Annotated in this window: 14 protein-coding genes; 11 read left to right on the top strand and 3 right to left on the bottom strand. The window is 41.1% G+C overall.

Annotated features, from left to right (window positions below; translation table 11 throughout):
* Nucleotides 1-98: 98 nt before the first annotated feature.
* Both CBM24_RS25280 and CBM24_RS25275 read right to left on the bottom strand, forming a co-directional pair.
* On the bottom strand, nt 99-983 hold the full coding sequence (locus tag CBM24_RS25280; protein ID WP_088163175.1) for a GLPGLI family protein: 885 nt from the start codon (nt 981-983) through the stop codon (nt 99-101).
* Nucleotides 976-3,663 (bottom strand): TonB-dependent receptor, encoded by a 2,688-nt coding sequence (locus CBM24_RS25275; RefSeq protein WP_088163174.1) that lies wholly within the window; start codon nt 3,661-3,663, stop codon nt 976-978. Before CBM24_RS25275 ends, CBM24_RS25280 begins: the two co-directional genes overlap by 8 nt.
* Before the next feature lie 227 nt (nt 3,664-3,890).
* On the opposite strand from CBM24_RS25275, the gene CBM24_RS25265 reads away from it, so the two are divergent.
* The 6 genes from CBM24_RS25265 (at nt 3,891) to CBM24_RS25240 (ending at nt 8,916) form a co-directional block, all read left to right on the top strand.
* Entirely contained in the window at nt 3,891-4,445 is a 555-nt protein-coding gene (locus CBM24_RS25265) for a thioredoxin family protein (RefSeq protein WP_088163172.1), read from the top strand.
* Nucleotides 4,446-4,649: 204 nt separating this feature from the next.
* Nucleotides 4,650-5,027, top strand: a complete 378-nt coding sequence (locus tag CBM24_RS25260; RefSeq protein ID WP_075993755.1) for a hypothetical protein — start codon at nt 4,650-4,652, stop codon at nt 5,025-5,027.
* On the top strand, nt 5,024-6,004 hold the full coding sequence (locus tag CBM24_RS25255; RefSeq protein WP_157698357.1) for an IS3 family transposase: 981 nt from the start codon (nt 5,024-5,026) through the stop codon (nt 6,002-6,004). The genes CBM24_RS25260 and CBM24_RS25255 overlap by 4 nt, the downstream gene beginning before the upstream one ends.
* Nucleotides 6,005-6,451: 447 nt before the next feature.
* Nucleotides 6,452-6,814, top strand: coding sequence for an MmcQ/YjbR family DNA-binding protein (locus CBM24_RS25250; protein ID WP_088163171.1), 363 nt, complete (start codon nt 6,452-6,454; stop codon nt 6,812-6,814).
* A gap of 144 nt (nt 6,815-6,958) precedes the next feature.
* The gene (locus tag CBM24_RS25245; protein ID WP_232475632.1) at nt 6,959-8,155 is read left to right on the top strand and encodes a PCMD domain-containing protein; all 1,197 of its coding nucleotides are present in this window, start codon (nt 6,959-6,961) and stop codon (nt 8,153-8,155) included.
* Between the two features lie 5 nt (nt 8,156-8,160).
* Nucleotides 8,161-8,916 (top strand): porin family protein, encoded by a 756-nt coding sequence (locus CBM24_RS25240; RefSeq protein WP_232475631.1) that lies wholly within the window; start codon nt 8,161-8,163, stop codon nt 8,914-8,916.
* Between the two features lie 100 nt (nt 8,917-9,016).
* On the opposite strand, the gene CBM24_RS25235 is transcribed toward CBM24_RS25240, so the two are convergent.
* On the bottom strand, nt 9,017-9,979 hold the full coding sequence (locus tag CBM24_RS25235; RefSeq protein ID WP_088163168.1) for an isopenicillin N synthase family dioxygenase: 963 nt from the start codon (nt 9,977-9,979) through the stop codon (nt 9,017-9,019).
* A 276-nt stretch (nt 9,980-10,255) separates the two neighbouring features.
* Here CBM24_RS25235 and CBM24_RS25230 point away from each other — a divergent pair, with 276 nt between their 5' ends.
* The 5 genes from CBM24_RS25230 (at nt 10,256) to CBM24_RS25210 (ending at nt 17,668) form a co-directional block, all read left to right on the top strand.
* On the top strand, nt 10,256-10,696 hold the full coding sequence (locus CBM24_RS25230) for a MarR family winged helix-turn-helix transcriptional regulator (protein ID WP_075995002.1): 441 nt from the start codon (nt 10,256-10,258) through the stop codon (nt 10,694-10,696).
* 40 nt (nt 10,697-10,736) lie between these two features.
* Nucleotides 10,737-13,166, top strand: a complete 2,430-nt coding sequence (locus CBM24_RS25225; RefSeq protein WP_088163167.1) for a 3-hydroxyacyl-CoA dehydrogenase/enoyl-CoA hydratase family protein — start codon at nt 10,737-10,739, stop codon at nt 13,164-13,166.
* Nucleotides 13,167-13,196: 30 nt separating this feature from the next.
* Nucleotides 13,197-14,372 (top strand): acetyl-CoA C-acyltransferase, encoded by a 1,176-nt coding sequence (locus CBM24_RS25220; RefSeq protein WP_088163166.1) that lies wholly within the window; start codon nt 13,197-13,199, stop codon nt 14,370-14,372.
* Nucleotides 14,373-14,507: 135 nt separating this feature from the next.
* Nucleotides 14,508-16,289, top strand: coding sequence for an acyl-CoA dehydrogenase family protein (locus CBM24_RS25215; protein ID WP_088163165.1), 1,782 nt, complete (start codon nt 14,508-14,510; stop codon nt 16,287-16,289).
* Between the two features lie 122 nt (nt 16,290-16,411).
* Nucleotides 16,412-17,668, top strand: coding sequence for a YeiH family protein (locus CBM24_RS25210; protein WP_088163164.1), 1,257 nt, complete (start codon nt 16,412-16,414; stop codon nt 17,666-17,668).
* Nucleotides 17,669-18,141 lie beyond the last annotated feature (473 nt).

The raw sequence follows: 18,141 nt of genomic DNA, 5'->3' as shown, positions 1-18,141 counted from the left end.
TATCAGTCTATTATCAACCCTTATGCCAATCCAAAAGTTTTGTAAAAAAAACACTATTTGTCATCAATTTGTCTTTAGGTACTGCCAAACTGACATTTTCAATACACCAGTTGCTCTAATATCCTTTTTTTTGCTGACTCGTTTTGGCGATTGCGTGGCATATATCTGCCAAAGATTTTCGAAAATTCGGCAAGTTTCATTTTTTTTGATTTCTTATCCCGCCAGTCAGAAGGAATAAGTTTATTGGTATAGGCGATATTGGTAGCCCAATATTGAATGTGCATTTCTGGGATGACAAGACCCAATATCATTCCCGGGAGGCCATGGCTCAAGGCTGGTCCTGCCGATACTGGGATTTCTTCCGAATAGTAGGCAATCAGATAAAGTGAGTCTTTGGTGGCACCGTTGACTCTACGGCAATTTACACCAGCAATATTGCGGAACTCCTCCGTGAAACGCCAAGTGATGCTGTCCAACGTTTCCGAAAGAATATATTTTTCGTCGATATCAAGTTGGATGTCTGCTGTACCAGCTTTCAGATCCTGGTAGAGGACCTTGCCATTCTTGTTGGCGCCACCTCTAAACTGCCCCCTTTGGTTTCCTCCGCTTCGGGCCGCACCCTGAGATCTGCCCCTTCTGCCATTTGCCGAAGTTATCGTAGGTGCAGCCATTTTTACTTCAGCACGTTGCTTTTCGGTACCCTCGCTTTCCTCGGGCATCAACAGGGTAGAATTCTCATCAAAGTAGAAGTTTAATTTTTCTGTATGTGAATCCGGTACCTTGTCGAGATATTCCATCATTCCCATACCCCTGTCCATTCCTTTCGAGTTCATGTCGTTGGACATCTGCCGTATGCGTGCTTTTGTGTAGGTAACTTTGTCAAAACTGATGGTACCCCTACTTCCAAAATAGGCGTATTGTGCCTGAAGGGATAAACCATACAAGCAGCAGATGATTAGTGTTAAATATATTTTTTTAATCATTTCCTTTCCCTAGATATTTGTTGAAATCCCATTTTACACCGACCAAAAAATACTGCGTCAATACCTGTTGAACAGATTCGGAATAGTTGGTGTCACTCGCATTACGGCGTGTGTTGTTAAAGGTGTTGAAAAGGTCAAAGGCCTTTACGCTGAGTGTCATGCTCTCATCTTTCAGTACTTTTTTCTCCAATTCGATATTGGTATAAAATTGATTGATTGATTTCTTATAGAGTTTTGTAGGTCCTGTGTAGCTATAGAAAAGGTTGGCCATGATATTAAACTTCTTTGGTAGAAAGTATTTGACATAGGCCGAGGTCCCACCTTGAAAACTTGTTGCGTTGTATTGTGTATTGATCGAGTTTTGTTGGATATTGAAGCCTGCGTTTGCAGAAAGGTCAAAATCGAACCCTTCTGAATCTTGTTCATTTAAGCTTGAACCTAGGCTAAAGTTGGTATTCTTTGCATTGTTCAGCAGAAACTCGGCATCGGATTGTCCGCCTTCAAATTTGGTGTAGCTATAGCTGTTGTTAAATCTAACATTTGCACTTTTGTTAAAATTGATACGTCGATTGGCCAAAGGCTGCATATGGTTGATATTCAGACCACCATTCCAGTTGGATTTGCCGGATAGATTTTCATAAGTACTGATCTGGGCAGAGTTGTCCAGTATGGTTGTTTTGTTGACAATCGGATTATTTACGAAAGATAAGTTTCCGTTGATATTGATGTTGGTTCCTTTCAATAAACTGAAAGCATTATAGTTGGCCGAAATATTATTGTTCACCGCACGTTTTAGGTCAGGATTACCAACTTGTTGAAACAAAGGGTTGGTCTGAGGTTGCAGCGGTTGTAACTGATCAAAGGATGGAATGATATTCGAACTTTGATAAGCTAAACGTATATTTTTGCTATTTGAAAGGCGATAATTCGCATCAACATTTAAATTGTTGTCCCAAAAATTCCGGGCGAGATCGATTGACCTATAACTATCATTTAACTTCTGATTCTTATAGAACGTACGGTTGGAAAAATTGATCTCCAACTTTTCCCTACGATAGGAAAAATTCACATTAACGCCCTGATTGGTGTTATTGTCGATCTGGTTTTGAGAATACAGCGAATCAAACTTTTGGGTAATATTGTCTATCGAATTTTGGGTATTTGTATTCTTCGAATGATTGAAGCTATAACCTAAAGCTAGATTGATATAGTCACTGATTCGGTTATTGAAGTTAATTGACGAGTTGAAGTCATTTCCGCTAGTCCGTCCGTGCCGATCTTGATCAATAATTGTGCTGTCTCCTGTTTTGTAGAAATAGGTTCGCGAATAGACTTTGCTGTCTGAATTTGACTCTTTGTGGTTATTCCCGACCATTAGGTTGACGGAACGACCCGCTTTTAACCGTTTTCTATAATTTAACCGAAAATTATTGTTAGAGCTTGAAGAGTTCGATTGATTGTTCTCTCTAAAGTCGCTGATCGGATTACCTGATCCGTCGCCCGTTTTGCTGTCTGTATAGGTTAGATTAGCGTTGGTGGCCCAATTGGCATTGGATTGCAGGTCCATAGTTTGCGTGGAATCCAGTCGCATGTTAAGGTTTGACCTTAAACCATTGCTTCGACTATGCCTTTCATTATCGTTTTTGCTGTTTTTTTCCTGAATGGACTCGTCTGGCAGTACATTCTTATTGTAAGTCTCCGAGTGATTCCTGTTGCTGTTGTTGTCGTAACCATAGTTGGCATTGACTTTTAGGGCTTTTTTGAAGAACTGATTTTCATAATTGGCACCAAGGTTTGTGTTCAGAGGTTCGCCCGTAATTTGGTTGTTCATGCGTAGAGAGCCTTCACGGCCGCTTGAACTGCCCATGTTGTTGTGACTCGCGGTGATGCCAATCCGCTCAGTCTTATTAAATTTCGCCGCAAAGAGATTTCCCGCATACAATTCTTTTGATCCAGCCAATGCTTCCATGTTTCCAAAGACACCCTTTCTTGCTTTCTCTTTGAGTACAACATTAACTGTCTGAATTCTTACGCCATCATCGATGCCTGACAGCTCAGCTTCCTCCGATTTTTTCTCATAGAGCTGCACCTTGTCAACGGCATCTGCCCGTACATTTCGAATGGCTATTTTAGGATCATAGCCAAAAAATTCTTCCCCATCGATAAACACTTTCTGTACAGATTTTCCTTGAGCCGTGATACTTCCATCTCCAGTAACCGTGAAACCGGGTAGACGACGTAGTAAATCCTCTAGCTTCGCATTTTTTTCTGTTGCAAAACTCGCCGCATCATATTCGATGGTGTCGCCTTTCAGTGTAATTGGAAGACGTCGGGTGACAATCACCTCCTGCAACACATTTCTTTGGGAATTTATTTTGATATCATGCAGGTCGAGATCTTTGTCTGCAATTTGGATCGTATCACTATATAGTTCAAACTTAGGGTACGTTGCCAAAATAATGTAGCTCCCGGGTTTGATATTTTTGACCTGGAATTTTCCTTCTTCATTGGCTCGGTTAAAATAACGGAGGACTGAATCGCGGTTCAGTAAAATAATGGAAGCATTGGTCAGGGGCTTGTCATCCGCCTTGTCTAGAATCCTCCCCTTGATGTTTATTTGGGAGTAAGCACTGTTGATGACGATAAATAGTAAAAGTATTAATTGAACTAATCTTTTCATGTACGGGTTGTATCTTTCAAATATAATTTACTTAATCGTTAATAAATGTAAAACATCTCTTCTGAATGTAAAATCTTTGGTATATAAGGTAGAGGAAATCACATTTTTTCTTGCTATACATGTACTTTTTGAGCATCATTTTTTTTATTGCATTCAATACAGATTGTTGGCGGAAGGTTGTTTGAGAAAGTTAGAAGTAAAATTTACCTTTGCAAAAAATTGGTATTATGACGTTTGAAAATTACTTACAACAATTCGAAGATATCTTAAATCATCCTGAGAATCACCCTGCCTATCAAGATGATGAATATTATCAGTACACAAAAATGAACTGGACAAGAATGGGCCGTTGGTTAAAACGCTTTGAACCAACGTCGACTTTTGAACAATTTGTGGAGTCAATTACGGAAAAGCAACAATGGATCATCATTACTGAACCTTGGTGCGGGGATGCAGCGCATTCGGTGCCTATGTTGGCGAACATGGCCTCAAAAAATCCCAATATCACGGTGGATATCCAGCTGCGTGACAGCGCTCCGTTTCTGATCGATTCTTATTTAACCAACGGAGGTAAATCTATTCCAATTCTAGTGATACGTAATGAACAGGGGCAGGATTTGGCTGTCTGGGGTCCAAGACCTCAAGCCTGCCAGGAGCTGTTTTTGAATATGAAAGCGCAAGGGGCAGATTTCTCCGAAATCAAAGAGGAGATTCAAAAGTGGTACAATGCCGATAAAGGAACCGAAATCCAAAAGGAAATCCAGGCCTTGCTAGAAAAATAAGAAAAAATTCATCTTTATAAAAGACAGGCAATTTTTAAGTTTAACCAGATAATCATCTCAGGAGTAGACCTGGTCTTTCCTGAGCATGGTTCGAAAAAGCGAAAGAATTCGCTGTAACAGTCCGCGTTTAACTTCGGTATATGTAATGTCCATTCCTGAAAAAGGTTTACAAAAACCGAATATTAAAATCTTAAATTTAATATTATGAAAAAGCGTATGACAAAACGTAAATCAGGGGGACAGCAAGTTTACAGTGATAGCTTCAAGATCCTCGTTTCCAGAGAATACCTTGCCGGCAAGCTGAGTTATTCGCAACTTGCCCAGAAGTACAATCTTCCGGGGGAAGCCACTCCGCGGTATTTTATGAAATGGTACCAGCAGTGGGAAAACAATCTGGAGCTGGAAGTTTCCCAGACTGTTGAGCCAGAAGACACTGGGGTGAAAAATGAGCAGGATCTCAGGGATGAACTCTTCCAGGCGAACCTCAAAATTACTGCCCTGGAGATGTTGATCAAAAAAGCGGAGGAGCTCCATGGGGCTGATTTTGTAAAAAAGTCTGGGGCCAAATCGTCCAAGAAATGAAGTCGTGTTACCAGAATGTTTCGGTCTCCAGACTTTGTGGACTATTTGGCAGAACAAGGCAATCCTACTATAAATATATGGGCAGAGAACAGGAATACTCCGTTCGCAGCGGGCTTGTGCTGGCGCGGGTACGTGAAATTCGGAAGGACTCCCATCGCATGGGTACCCTTAAACTCCGCAGCATATTGGTCAAAGAAATGGGTAGTGCGATGGTTGGACTGGGAAGGGACGCTTTCTTCAGACTGTTGCGCGAAAATGACCTTTTGGTCAAATGCAAACGCAGGTATGCCATCACCACCCAGTCCGACCACCGTTTCAAAAAGTGGCCCGACCTTGTGCAGCGCAGGCAGGCCCTGCGTCCCGAGCAGATATGGGTAAGTGACATCACCTACATCCGCATCCGGGACAAATGGATCTACCTGTGCCTGGTCACAGATGCCTATTCCCGAAAGATCGTGGGCTACAAACTTACGCACAGGCCAACAGCACAGGCCTGTATATCAGCGCTCAGGATGGCAATATCACATAGAATGTATCCACAGAGCGATCTGACCCACCACTCCGATCGCGGCATCCAGTATTGCAGTACAAATTATGTCACTATATTGCAGGAAAATAGGATTACAATAAGCATGACACAATCCGGAAGCCCGTACGACAATGCCGTGGCAGAAAGGCTAAATGGCATCCTAAAAAGCGAATATCGCATGGCTGAGACCTTTCCAGACTACAAAACGGCACTTGCACAGCTGGTCAAGGCAGTCAATATATACAATCATTTTAGGCCACATATGTCCTGCAATATGATGTCTCCCCAGCAGGCACATCAGCAATTGCAGAACCAAAAAGTTCCCAAAATGTTTCAAAGACGTAACGCTGAGTCAAAAAAGTTCCGCAGCAAAACTAGGGAAACTGTGGTTAGGGAAAGGACAACCGATAACAGTCAGAAAACGGACAATGACAACCAAATCCAGTAGAAAAAATAGGATGTAAAATCTATATAGTAATCTGTTCGGTAAATGTAAACCTATTTCAGTATAAGACATAAGCCTATTTCAGTATAAGACATTCTGCCTTTTAACGCTGCTTGTTCGGTGCTTCCTCGGTACTTGTTCGGTACTCATTCGGAGCTTCTTCGCTTGTAACCGAAGAAGCTCCGAATGAGTACCGCTTCATATCCGTCGATAATTCCTATAAATACCGAAGTTGTCCTATGCTTTTCATTGTCTAATTCCAGTTTATTCCGCATTTGTTTTTCTCTGTATCCATATCGCTTTATTGCCAATAGGTTTAATATCGTCTTTGCTAAAGATTAAAAGATTTTAAGTAAAACGATCCGCTGTTTTTGTTAGCTTTATATGGATTATTGTCCATTTTATGAAGGGCATTCAGATTAACTTAAAGGATAACTAAAACAAAAAAATATGAACATTGAAGATCTGAGAGAATATTGTTTGTCTATTGGGCCAGTTATGGAGGAGACGCCATTTGGTCCGGATACACTGGTATTTAAGGTTGGTGGCAAGATTTTTTTATTGGTGGGACTGGATCAGATTGATGAGCTTCGGTTTAATGTGAAGTGTAATCCGGAGTGGGCAATTGAACTGCGTGAAAGGCATGAACACACAGTGCTTCCGGGGTATCATATGAATAAAAAGCATTGGAATACCATTATTGCTAATCGGGAACTTGATGATAGAAAGCTTGAAGAGTTAATTTTGCATAGCTATCAACTTATTGTCGAAAGCCTGCCTGTGAAGATTAGACAAGAAATAAGTGGGCGCTAAGTGTGGTTTACGTGTAAAGAATTAGTTGCTTGGTGCATAAAAGGTATTAAAAGGGCTGTTTTTGGAGCGAGGAATAGTAGCTTTGCTAACTCGATGTATCGCTCAATAACATCGATCATTAAATTTACACTAAATATTATTTTTATGAAACGAACACGAAATTACTCGTGGTTAATCTGTTTTATGCTTCTTTTCAGTTTGGGAAGTTGTATAAAGGAAGAAGCGCTAAATATGGAAGCGGATATTGTCGGTGTTCATGCCGATGAAGATGTCTTCTTGCTGAACCCGGTCATCTCAAATACGCAAGTTACACTTTATCTTCAGCCCAATATTCATGATCTTACCAAGTTGAATATGACTTTTGACCTGACTCCTGGTGCCTCGATTGAGCTTTTGAAGGATTCTTTGAAAATGCCGGTCGGAACTCAGAATATGAATAAAGTAATTGTTGATGAATTGCTAAAAAACGGCGTATATTATAAAGTTACGTCCGAAGATCATCAGTTTACAAAGAACTACCTGATTAAAATTGTGAAAACAGATGGTGGATTTGTTCCAACAGAATATGGCTTTGAAGATACGGCGATCGATAAAGATGATAAATACACCATATTTTACAATAAAATTGATGGCCAGGATTTCTATAATTGGGCTTCCGGAAATCCAAGTTTCTCCTTGACATTGAGCTTGGGAGGAGGTACAAAGGAGCCCGAGTCATATCCTACTAAAACGAGTTCGGATGCACATTCAGGATCGAAAGCGGCTTTATTGGAAACGAAGTTGACCGGTGCTTTTGGGGCGATGTTCAAGAAACCTATTGCTGCCGGAAATCTTTTTATAGGAGCGTTTGATACGGGGCCTGTATTGACAGATCCACTTTCGGCAACGCAGTTTGGTCTTCCTTTCAATCAGATACCGTTGGTTTTGGAAGGTTACTATAAATATAGTCCTGGCGCGACGGTGACGGACGAAAACATGAAGCCGGTCAATACCAAAGATTCCTGTGATATCTATGCGGTTTTTTATAATCGCAAGCAGCTGATGGATTCGGAGCCTGATCCGAAGAAGAAAGTTTCCTATTTGACCGGACATAATATTTTGAAAGATCCAAGTATAGTGGCTATAGCCAGGCTGGAAAATGGTGGCGCAACAGCGACCAATGGTTTTGTCAAGTTTACATTGCCATTTAAGTACACGGCGAAAGTAACTGATGCTGACGTTGCCAATTTGGATTATAGCATTGCTATTGTGATGTCTTCGAGTAAATATGGTGATAATTTTATTGGTGCTGTCGGTAGTAAGTTAACGGTGGATGATCTCAAAATTGTAACGAAGAAATAATGAAAATGATAAAATATACAATCGCAGTGGCTGCGATGGTTTTGATAGGGTCTGTTGCAAATGCGCAGGAAAATACATCGGGTGAAAGTAAATTAGGTTTTGATGTGATGGTTGGCAGTAAGATCGGCGGAGCCGCACCGCTTTCATTGCCACGTGAGATCCGAAAAATTAAAAGCTATAATCCGAATGTTCCCTTTTTTGTCGGAACAAGGGCAAACTATCGTATTGATCCCAAATGGGGAGTATCTTTGGGACTCGTCTTCGAAGGAAAGGGAATGGATACGAAAGCGACTGTTAAAGGATACAAGACGACATTCAATGCTGTGAATGATGCAAAAGAGGAGTTGAGAGGTTATTATACGGGTGATATTACAACTAAAGTGCATAATCTGTATCTGTCTGTGCCGATTCAAGCGACTTATCAGCTTTCAAATCGTTGGAATGTGCAGGCAGGTCCTTATATTTCTTTTGCGGTAAAAAAGGAATTCTATGGCGAGGCTTACAATGGCTATCTTAGACATGAAGAACCTACTGGAAATAAAATTGTTGTGGATAATGCCGATTATGATTTCTCGGAAAGTGTTAGGAGTATTGATGTTGGTATGAGTTTGGGAGCCCATTATGCTATTGACAAAAGATTTTTTGCGTTGGCACAGTTGGATTATGGCTTCAATAATATTATGAAAACCGGATTTGAAAGTATTAGTTTCGGATTGCATAATATCTTTATGAATGTTGGTATAGGTTATAAATTGAAATAGCTTTCATATCCGTAAAAAAGAAATGGCCGATCCTAAGATCGGCCATTTCTTTTTTATATGCTGTTCTGCTCATTTAAACCAATTTAAATGATGCGGAGTGTTACATTTTTAATCCGATTTCTCTTAAGCGTTCATCCAGGTATTGACCGGCGGTATAATCTTCATAGACTTTCGGGTGTTCTGCATCGATGCAGGAATCTAATGAAGCCAAACTCATGGCGGATTTTGGGTGTAAAAAGAATGGAATAGAAAAACGGGAAGTGCCCATTTTTTCACGTGGCGGGTTTACTACGCGATGCGTAGTGGATTTCAACTTATTGTTTGTTAACCGTTGCAACATATCACCCACATTGATGACGATATCTTCACCTTTGGCTTTGATAGGGAACCATTCTCCGTCTTTTGTCAATACTTCAAGTCCATCCGCACTAGCCCCAATCAATAAGGTGATGAGGTTGATATCTTCGTGAGCGCCTGCACGTACAGCATCTGGAGATAAGGCATCCGGATCGCTGATTGGGAAGTAGTGTATTGCACGTAGAATAGAATTACCGTTGATAACATATTTTTCAAAGTAATCTTCTTCCAGATCGAGGTAGGTAGCAATCGCTTTTAATAAGTCCCGGCCTGTATCTTCTAATTTTTTATAGACCTCAGCTGTCACACCATTAAAGCGAGGTATTTCAGCCACTTCAGGATTGTCCGGAAAATCAGCTTTGGAGTATTCTTCACCAACGATCGTTTGACCGCGTTGCCAAAATTCCTTTAAATCAGGAGTCTTCGCATCTTTCGCTTTTTCTCTTCCTTTTGCTGTATAGCCACGTTGACCTGCAAGTTCTGGAAATTCATATTTTTCCTTCGTCTCGGTCGGCAAACCAAAAAACTCAGGCACTACCTGATATAATTCTTCAATCAGCTCTTTTGATAAGCCATGATTTGCAATCGTTACAAAGCCCGTTTCGTTAAAAGCCTTGCCAATATCTTGGATGAATTGATTTCGTTGTTCTTGGGTTCCTTGAGTATAATGTAGCAAGTCCAAGCGAGGTATGTTTACTAAAGCCATACGGTGTTGATGTTTGTTCAGGACAAAGTTAACGGAATTAATTTTGATTATTAAACAGGGGCTGTTAATAAAAGTTTTGTGTTTTGTTTTATTTAGTTGTATTTCAGTGCTTAAAAGTTTTCCACATTTTCTATTATTGGCAAATTCAGCGAAGAAATATGAAGCGCAGTCATGCTGACGAATATATGACAAAATTTATATTTTGGATCTTGTTATTCTGATTACTAACTGGTATATTTGTTATGCAAGCATAACAAATAGCTTGTGAGTACGCTTATGAACCAAAATCAGACAATCGACTATTTTTTAAAAACAGGCTGGCAGACAATTGCCAATAAATATAATCAAATTGCTTCGCAGTACGGTTTTACCCAGGCCGCAGGTTATATTTTGATTAACATTCATAAAGAGGGTACACCTGTTTCTCAGATTGCAAATTTGACAGGAGTTAAAACAACTAGTTTGTCTCGGGTGTTGAATAATTTGGAATCATTGGGATTTATATACCGTGAGACGAGTGAGACCGACAAGAGATCTGTAAAAGTATACTTGACTGAATTGGGTCGGGAGAAAAGAAGAATTGCCAAGGATGTGGTGCGTAATTTCAATCAATACTTAGCGGATAATTTTTCAGAAAATGAACGTGATCAATTGATTGCTTCTTTAGCGAAACTCAATGAGCTTGCAACCAGTTACAAGGAAGAAGTAATCGTTTAGAAGTTAAACCAAATGTACAGAAGTGCATAATAAATATGTTATGATGAACAGAAATATTAGAAAAGTGGCGGTTCTCGGTTCGGGTGTTATGGGCTCGCGAATTGCTTGTCATTTTGCTAACATTGGTGTTGAGGTTTTATTGTTGGATATCGTTCCACGTGAACTGCTGCCAGCGGAACAAGCCAAAGGTCTCACGCTGGAGAGTAAGGTTGTTCGGGACCGAATTGTCAACAGCTCCCTAGAAACGGCTTTAAAAACAAACCCTTCGCCAATTTATAGCAAGTCATTTGTCAGACGTATCAAAACAGGTAATTTTGATGATAATCTAAAAGACATTGCTCATGTGGACTGGATCATAGAGGTTGTTGTTGAGCGACTTGATGTTAAAAAGTCTGTTTTTGAGCGTGTTGAGCAATTTCGTAAACCAGGAACATTGATTACTTCCAATACTTCTGGTATTCCTATTCATTTAATGACAGCGGACAGAAGTGAAGATTTTAAAGATCATTTCTGCGGTACACACTTCTTCAATCCGCCACGCTATCTTCCTTTATTGGAGGTTATTCCCACACCGCACACGAAGCCTGAGGTCGTTGACTTTATTCTTCATTTTGGCGATAAGATGCTGGGAAAATCTGTTGTATTATGTAAAGATACACCTGCATTTATTGGTAATCGTATCGGTGTTTATTCGATGTTGGCAGTTACTCATTTGGTAGAACCTCTTGGGTTGACAGTGGAAGAGGTCGACAAATATACCGGTCCTGCAATGGGGCATCCTAAATCGGCAACTTTTCGTACGGCTGATGTTGTAGGACTTGATACCCTGGTGAATGTTGCCAATGGACTCGCACAAAATGCGCCCGAAGATGAAGCCAAGGGTGTCTTTCAACTTCCAACATTCATCAGTAAGATGGTAGAGAATAAATGGTTGGGTGAGAAAACCAAGAAAGGGTTTTATGAAAAAGTAAAAGCTGCCGATGGTAATTCGGAGATTTTGTCTCTAAATCTAAAAACACTGGAATTTGGTTCACAGCAAAAAGTGAAATCAGCAACTTTGGAAGCCACCAAGCCTGTGGAGGATATCCGCAAGCGGATGAAAGTATATGAACAAGGGAGCGATAAAGCGGCGGAACTTTTCCGTGCCATGCATTATCCATTGTTTGAATATGTATCCCGCCGTGTTCCCGAAATTACAGATGACTTCTTCCGCATTGATGATGCCATGCGTGCTGGATTTGGTTGGGAGTTAGGACCATTTGAAGTATGGGATGCGCTAGGTGTCCGAGAGACCTTAGCTAAAATTAAGGCCGAAGAAAAACGACTTCCAGGTCAGGATGGGGAGGTTGCTTCCTGGGTACACGAGATGTTGGAGGCGGGATGTGAATCATTCTATAAAATTGAAAATGGTGTACGTCACTATTATGATATTGCGACCAAATCTTATAAAGCTATTCCCGGAACGGAAGATCTGATCGTATTGGATCATATTCGGGAAAGTAATACAATCTGGAAAAATACGGGGGTTTCTATTATTGATCTTGGCGATGGTGTCATTAACTGTGAATTTCATACCAAGATGAATACCATCGGCGGAGATGTTATCCAGGGCTTGAATAAAGCTATTGATCTCGCTGAAAAGGAATATCGCGGTTTAGTGGTGTCCAATGATGGGAAAAACTTTTCTGCTGGCGCCAACATTGGAATGATTTTCATGATGGCCGTAGAACAGGATTTTGATGAATTGAATATGGCAGTCCGTGCCTTTCAAAATACATCCATGCGCTTACGCTATTCGTCAATACCTGTAGTCGTTGCGCCATTTCAAATGACCCTCGGTGGGGGCTGTGAATTCTCCATGCATGCTGATTTTGTGCAGGCTCACGCCGAAACCTATATGGGCTTGGTTGAACTTGGCGTTGGTGTTATTCCCGGTGGCGGTGGAACCAAAGAATTTACACTACGTGCCTCGGAGGAATTTAAGGAGGATCAGATTGTTCAGAACACCTTGAAAGATAAATTCCTGACCATTGGGCAGGCGAAAGTTTCGACTTCTGCTTATGAAGCCTATGAACTCGGCTATTTGCAGAAAGATAAATTTGCAATTACAATGAACCGTGCCCGCCTTTTGGCAGATGCCAAAGCAAAGGCATTGGAATTGGCTGATGCGGGTTATATTCAGCCTGCTCCACGCAATGATATCAGGGTTTTAGGAAACCAAGGATTGGGGATCGTGTATGTGGGGGCTTCGTCGATGCGTGAAGGTAATTATATCTCTGATTATGATCGAAAGATCTCAGAAAAACTAGGCTGGGTGATGTGTGGTGGAAATTTATCGTCACCGACCGAAGTATCTGAACAGTATCTACTGGATCTTGAACGTAAAACTTTCCTCGAGCTTTGTGCCGAACGCAAAACGCTTGAAAGGATTCAATTTATGCTGACCAAGGGTAAGCCTTTACGGAACTAAAAATCACTACTCACGAAAAAAATAAAAATAATGGAAGCATACATAGTAGCAGGATTTCGTACAGCAGTAGGCAAAGCGCCGCGGGGAGTATTTCGCTTCATGCGGGCGGATGATTTAGCCACGGATGTTATTAAACATCTTGTATCCACTGTGCCAAATTTAAATAAAGAAGATATAGACGATGTCATCGTTGGGAATGCGATGCCGGAAGCGGAGCAGGGACTCAATATGGCTCGTTTCATTTCACTGATGGGATTGGATACGGATAAGGTCCCGGGAGTAACCGTTAATCGGTACTGCGCTTCAGGTTTGGAGACTATTGCAACAGCGGTCGCAAAGATCAAGACTGGCATGGCAGATGTTATTATCGCCGGTGGGGTAGAGGTGATGTCCGGAATGCCCTTTGGAGGTTGGAAAATTGTTCCTAATCCTGTCGTAGCAAAAGAGCATCCCGATTGGTATTGGGGTATGGGATTGACTGCCGAAGCTGTAGCCAAAGATTACAATGTCTCACGTGAAGATCAGGATGCTTTTGCACTTAAATCAAATCAAAAGGCAGTTGCAGCTATTCAAAATGGTCATTTGAAAGATGGTATTGTGCCTATCACCGTAAAGGAAAATTACTTGAAAGACGGCAAGATTGCAACGCGTGAATATGTCGTTGATACGGATGAAGGTCCTCGAGCTGATACTTCCCTGGAGGCTTTAGGGAAATTAAAACCAGTTTTTGCAGCGAATGGTTCCGTGACAGCAGGGAATTCCTCACAAACTTCTGATGGGGCTGCATTTGTCTTGGTGATGTCTGAAGCAAAAGTGAAAGAGCTTGGTGTAAAACCTATAGCAAAGCTCGTTAGTTTTGCTGTAGCAGGTGTTCCACCTCGCATTATGGGTATTGGACCTATCTATGCCATACCCAAGGCTTTGGCAAGAGCCGGTCTTAAAAAGGAAGATATTGATCTCTTTGAGCTGAATGAAGCTTTCGCCTCTCAATCGCTAGCCGTAATTCGTGAACTTGGATTAGACGAAGAGAAAGTAAATGTCAATGGCGGTGCCATCGCTTTAGGGCATCCTCTTGGATGTACAGGAGCTAAATTGACGGTCCAAGTCTTAAACGAGTTGAAACGCAGAGGCAAAAAATATGGCATGGTGACGATGTGTGTCGGAACTGGTCAAGGAGCTGCTGGTATTTTTGAGTTATTGGACTAAAATTAGCCGCTAAGAATAGCAATATAAACGAAATATGGATCTCTGATCTCATAACGCATAGAAGTATTTAAAAACATGGTGGACAGTAGCGTCACTAAGCAGTGATTATCTGGTCCATATAAATCTAAAAAGACAATGAGCGAAAATAAAGCAATTAAAGGCGGAGAGTTCGTGATTAGAGAGACTCCCTATACAGCCGTTTTTATTCCGGAAGAATTTGATGAAGAAGCCAAAATGATTCGTCAGACCTGCTTGGATTTCTTGGATACGGAAGTATTGAACAAGCTGGACCGTATCGATGCGCAAGAAGAAGGACTTATGCCTAGTTTGATGGATAAGGCCGGTGAACTGGGGATGTTGGGTGTTTCTATTCCCGAAGAATATGGTGGTTTCGGCAAGAATTTCAACACTTCTATGCTTGTTGCCGATGCGGTAGGTGGCGGGTTTTCTTTTGCTGTCGCATTGTCTGCTCATACGGGAATCGGTACGCTGCCTATTTTGTATTATGGTAATGATGCCCAAAAGGCAAAATATGTTCCAAAGCTTGCTACCGGTGAATGGAAGGCGTCGTATTGTTTGACAGAGCCCAATGCTGGGTCGGACGCAAATTCGGGCCGTACTTCCGCAAAATTAAATGCCGAGGGGACACATTATTTGATCAACGGGCAAAAAATGTGGATTACAAACGGTGGTTTTGCAGATATCTTCATCGTATTTGCAAAAATCGATGATGATACAAACCTGACGGCATTTATTGTCGAGAAAGACTTTGGTGGCATCACGATGAATCCTGAAGAACATAAATTGGGTATCAAGGGATCTTCAACACGTCAGATCTTTTTCAACGATTGCGCCGTTCCTGTAGAGAATATGCTTTCTGATCGTGAAAATGGATTTAAGATTGCTGTAAATATCCTGAATATTGGTCGTATAAAACTGGGCGCTGCCACGATCGGTTCGGCACGTATGGTGATCAACCATGCGGTGCAGTACGCCAATGAACGTGTGCAGTTTAATCTGCCGATTTCTAAATTTGGCGCCATTCGTTATAAGCTGGCTGAGATGGCAACACGTTTGTTTGCTGTGGAGTCGGCATCGTATCGTGCCGGTCAAAATATTGATGATGCCTACGATGCATTGATTGCCGGCGGGATGGATGAAGCAAAAGCAAAATTGAAGTCGGTGGAGCAGTTTGCAATTGAGTGTGCTATCATCAAAGTATGGTGCTCGGAGATGTTGGATTATGTGGTAGACGAAGGGGTACAGATTTATGGTGGAATGGGGTACTCAGCAGATGCGCCAATGGAACGCGCTTATCGGGATTCACGGATCAACAGGATCTTTGAAGGTACGAATGAAGTGAATCGATTGCTTGTCGTTGACATGCTGTTAAAACGGGCCATGAAGGGTGAATTGGATCTGATGGATCCTGCGCAAGCTGTAGCCGGAGAGCTTCTCGCTATTCCGGATTTTGGTGAAGAGGACGATGCACCTTTTGCTGCAGAAAAGAAAATTGTGGCAAACCTTAAAAAAGCAGGATTATTGATTGCGGGAGCAGCAGTGCAAAAATTGATGATGTCTCTTTCCAAAGAAGAGGAAATCCTCATGAATATTGCAGATATTATCGGGTATGTTTATATCACCGAGTCAGTTTTGTTGCGCGCAGAAAAATTGCTGCATACAGGATCTGATAAAGCAGACTATGCAAAAGATATGGCTAAGATCTATCTGTATGGCGCTATTGATAAAATCAGCGCTGCCGGTAAAGAAGCATTATATTCTTTTGGTGAAGGTGATGAACTGAATATGATGTTGGTTGGTTTGCGCAGATTCACGAAAGCACAGCCATTTAATGTGAAAGATGCACGTCAGCGAATCGCAAAGAAATTGATAGATGAGAATAAATATTGTTTTTGATTGATAATAGATTATTGGTTTTGGTTGATGGCCGGAGAGAAATCTTCGGCCATTTTTGTGTTACAATCCTAGAAAGTCACTGTAATTATGCTAAATTTAACCTTTTAAACCCTAACCATTATATGACATCTTCAAGATCATTTACATTTACAGAAGACTGGGTAGTCGTCATTTTGGGGATCGCTACCATATTTCTCGCACTCTCAGGAATTGTTGCGCCAGTACCTGGTTTTTCGTGGAGTAATTCCGCCGAACTCGTCACAACGGTTTTCGACCCGACAAATTTAATGAAGCTTTTTGAGCAGTTTATTTTTGTATTCGTTACCGCGATATTGGGTGCCTTTCTTTTGGGGAAATCTGTAAAACATTTATTCGTTGTATTTCCTGTTGTATTTATCCTTACCGTATTTGCATTGGTGCTGGCAGGGAATGCAACGGTTAAAGAATACAATCTCGAAGCTGTAATTTTTAGTTTGATTATCGGTTTAGTCATCAGCAATTGCTTTAAACTGCCGAATTGGTTTAAAGAGGCGCTCAGTACCGAGCTGTATGTCAAGATAGGCCTAATTCTGCTCGGGACTACCGTGATCTTCGGGGATATCCTGAAAGCGGGATCCTTGGGACTTATTCAAGCGCTGGCTGTCGTATTGTCTGTTTGGTACTTTGCGTTCTGGATCTGTAAAAAATTAAAGATTGACAAGGAGATGTCGCTGATGCTGTCGAGTGCAGTATCTATTTGTGGTGTTTCCGCAGCGATAGCAACTTCGGGAGCAATCAAAGGCGATAGCAAAAAGCTTTCCTATGTCATTTCACTGGTCCTTATTACAGCGATTCCAATGATGATTTTCATGCCTTATATGGCGGAGTGGATGGGCTTGTCGCAAGAAGTTACCGGTGCTTGGCTCGGCGGGAGTATTGATACAACTGGTGCTGTCGTGGCTTCAGGTTCGCTGGTAGGAGAAGAAGCGTTGAAGATCAGTACCATTGTGAAATTTTCCCAAAACGTATTGTTGGGGCTGGCTGCTTTTGCAATCAGTATTTATTGGACTTATGCGAAATCGGTTGATGATGAAACCAAGCGGGATAAGCCTACGCTAAAAATTATATGGGAACGTTTCCCGAAGTTTGTGTTGGGATTTGTATTTGCATCGCTGCTCTTTTCATTCGTGATATCTCCCGAGAAGATTGATGCCGTCAAAGGAAGTTTGAAAAATTTACAGGGCCTCTGGTTTACCTTGGCATTTACATCCATTGGTTTGGAAACGAACTTTAAGGATCTTTTTGCTCAAGATAACAAGAAACCGCTATATGCTTTTCTGATTGCGCAGACTTTTAATGTTATTATTACCTTATTGATTGCTCTGGTGCTATTTCGCTAAGACGGTAAGTGTTTCAAGGTGAAATAGATCGTTAAAATATGACTGTAAAGATGGCCGTCTAACTAGGACGGCTTTTTTTATGCTTTTTCATCAAGGGTTTATGCGTGAATTTTTTTCTGATTCGTAGCACAGATCTTCGTTTTTTATAAAATCGCTTGCTTCTTGATTTTCGCTGGATTGTTGGTGATTAGGATGGCTGCCTTCATGATTTTTTTCATGCTGAAAGAAATTCGAAGCACTTTTTATTTGCTTTAAGTGTCTTAAAATTAAGGTTTAATGGCTTTTTTTAAAAAATATATCATTAAATCTATCAAATTAGTAGTCTTTTAAAAAATATTTATATATTTGTATCGTTATCTGATTTACAGATAAATAGGAAGGCGGGCAAAAAGGACTGACTTGATTATGAATCGAACTAGCCATGAAATTGATTTTATAAAAAAGAAATGTGATGAAAGTTGTTTGAAATTGCC

Origin of the sequence: Sphingobacterium sp. G1-14 (assembly GCF_002196555.1) — a bacterium.
Taxonomy (GTDB): Bacteria; Bacteroidota; Bacteroidia; order Sphingobacteriales; family Sphingobacteriaceae; genus Sphingobacterium; species Sphingobacterium siyangense.
Note: the sequence above shows the minus strand (reverse complement) of the source record. Positions and strands in the feature narration are given on the sequence as shown.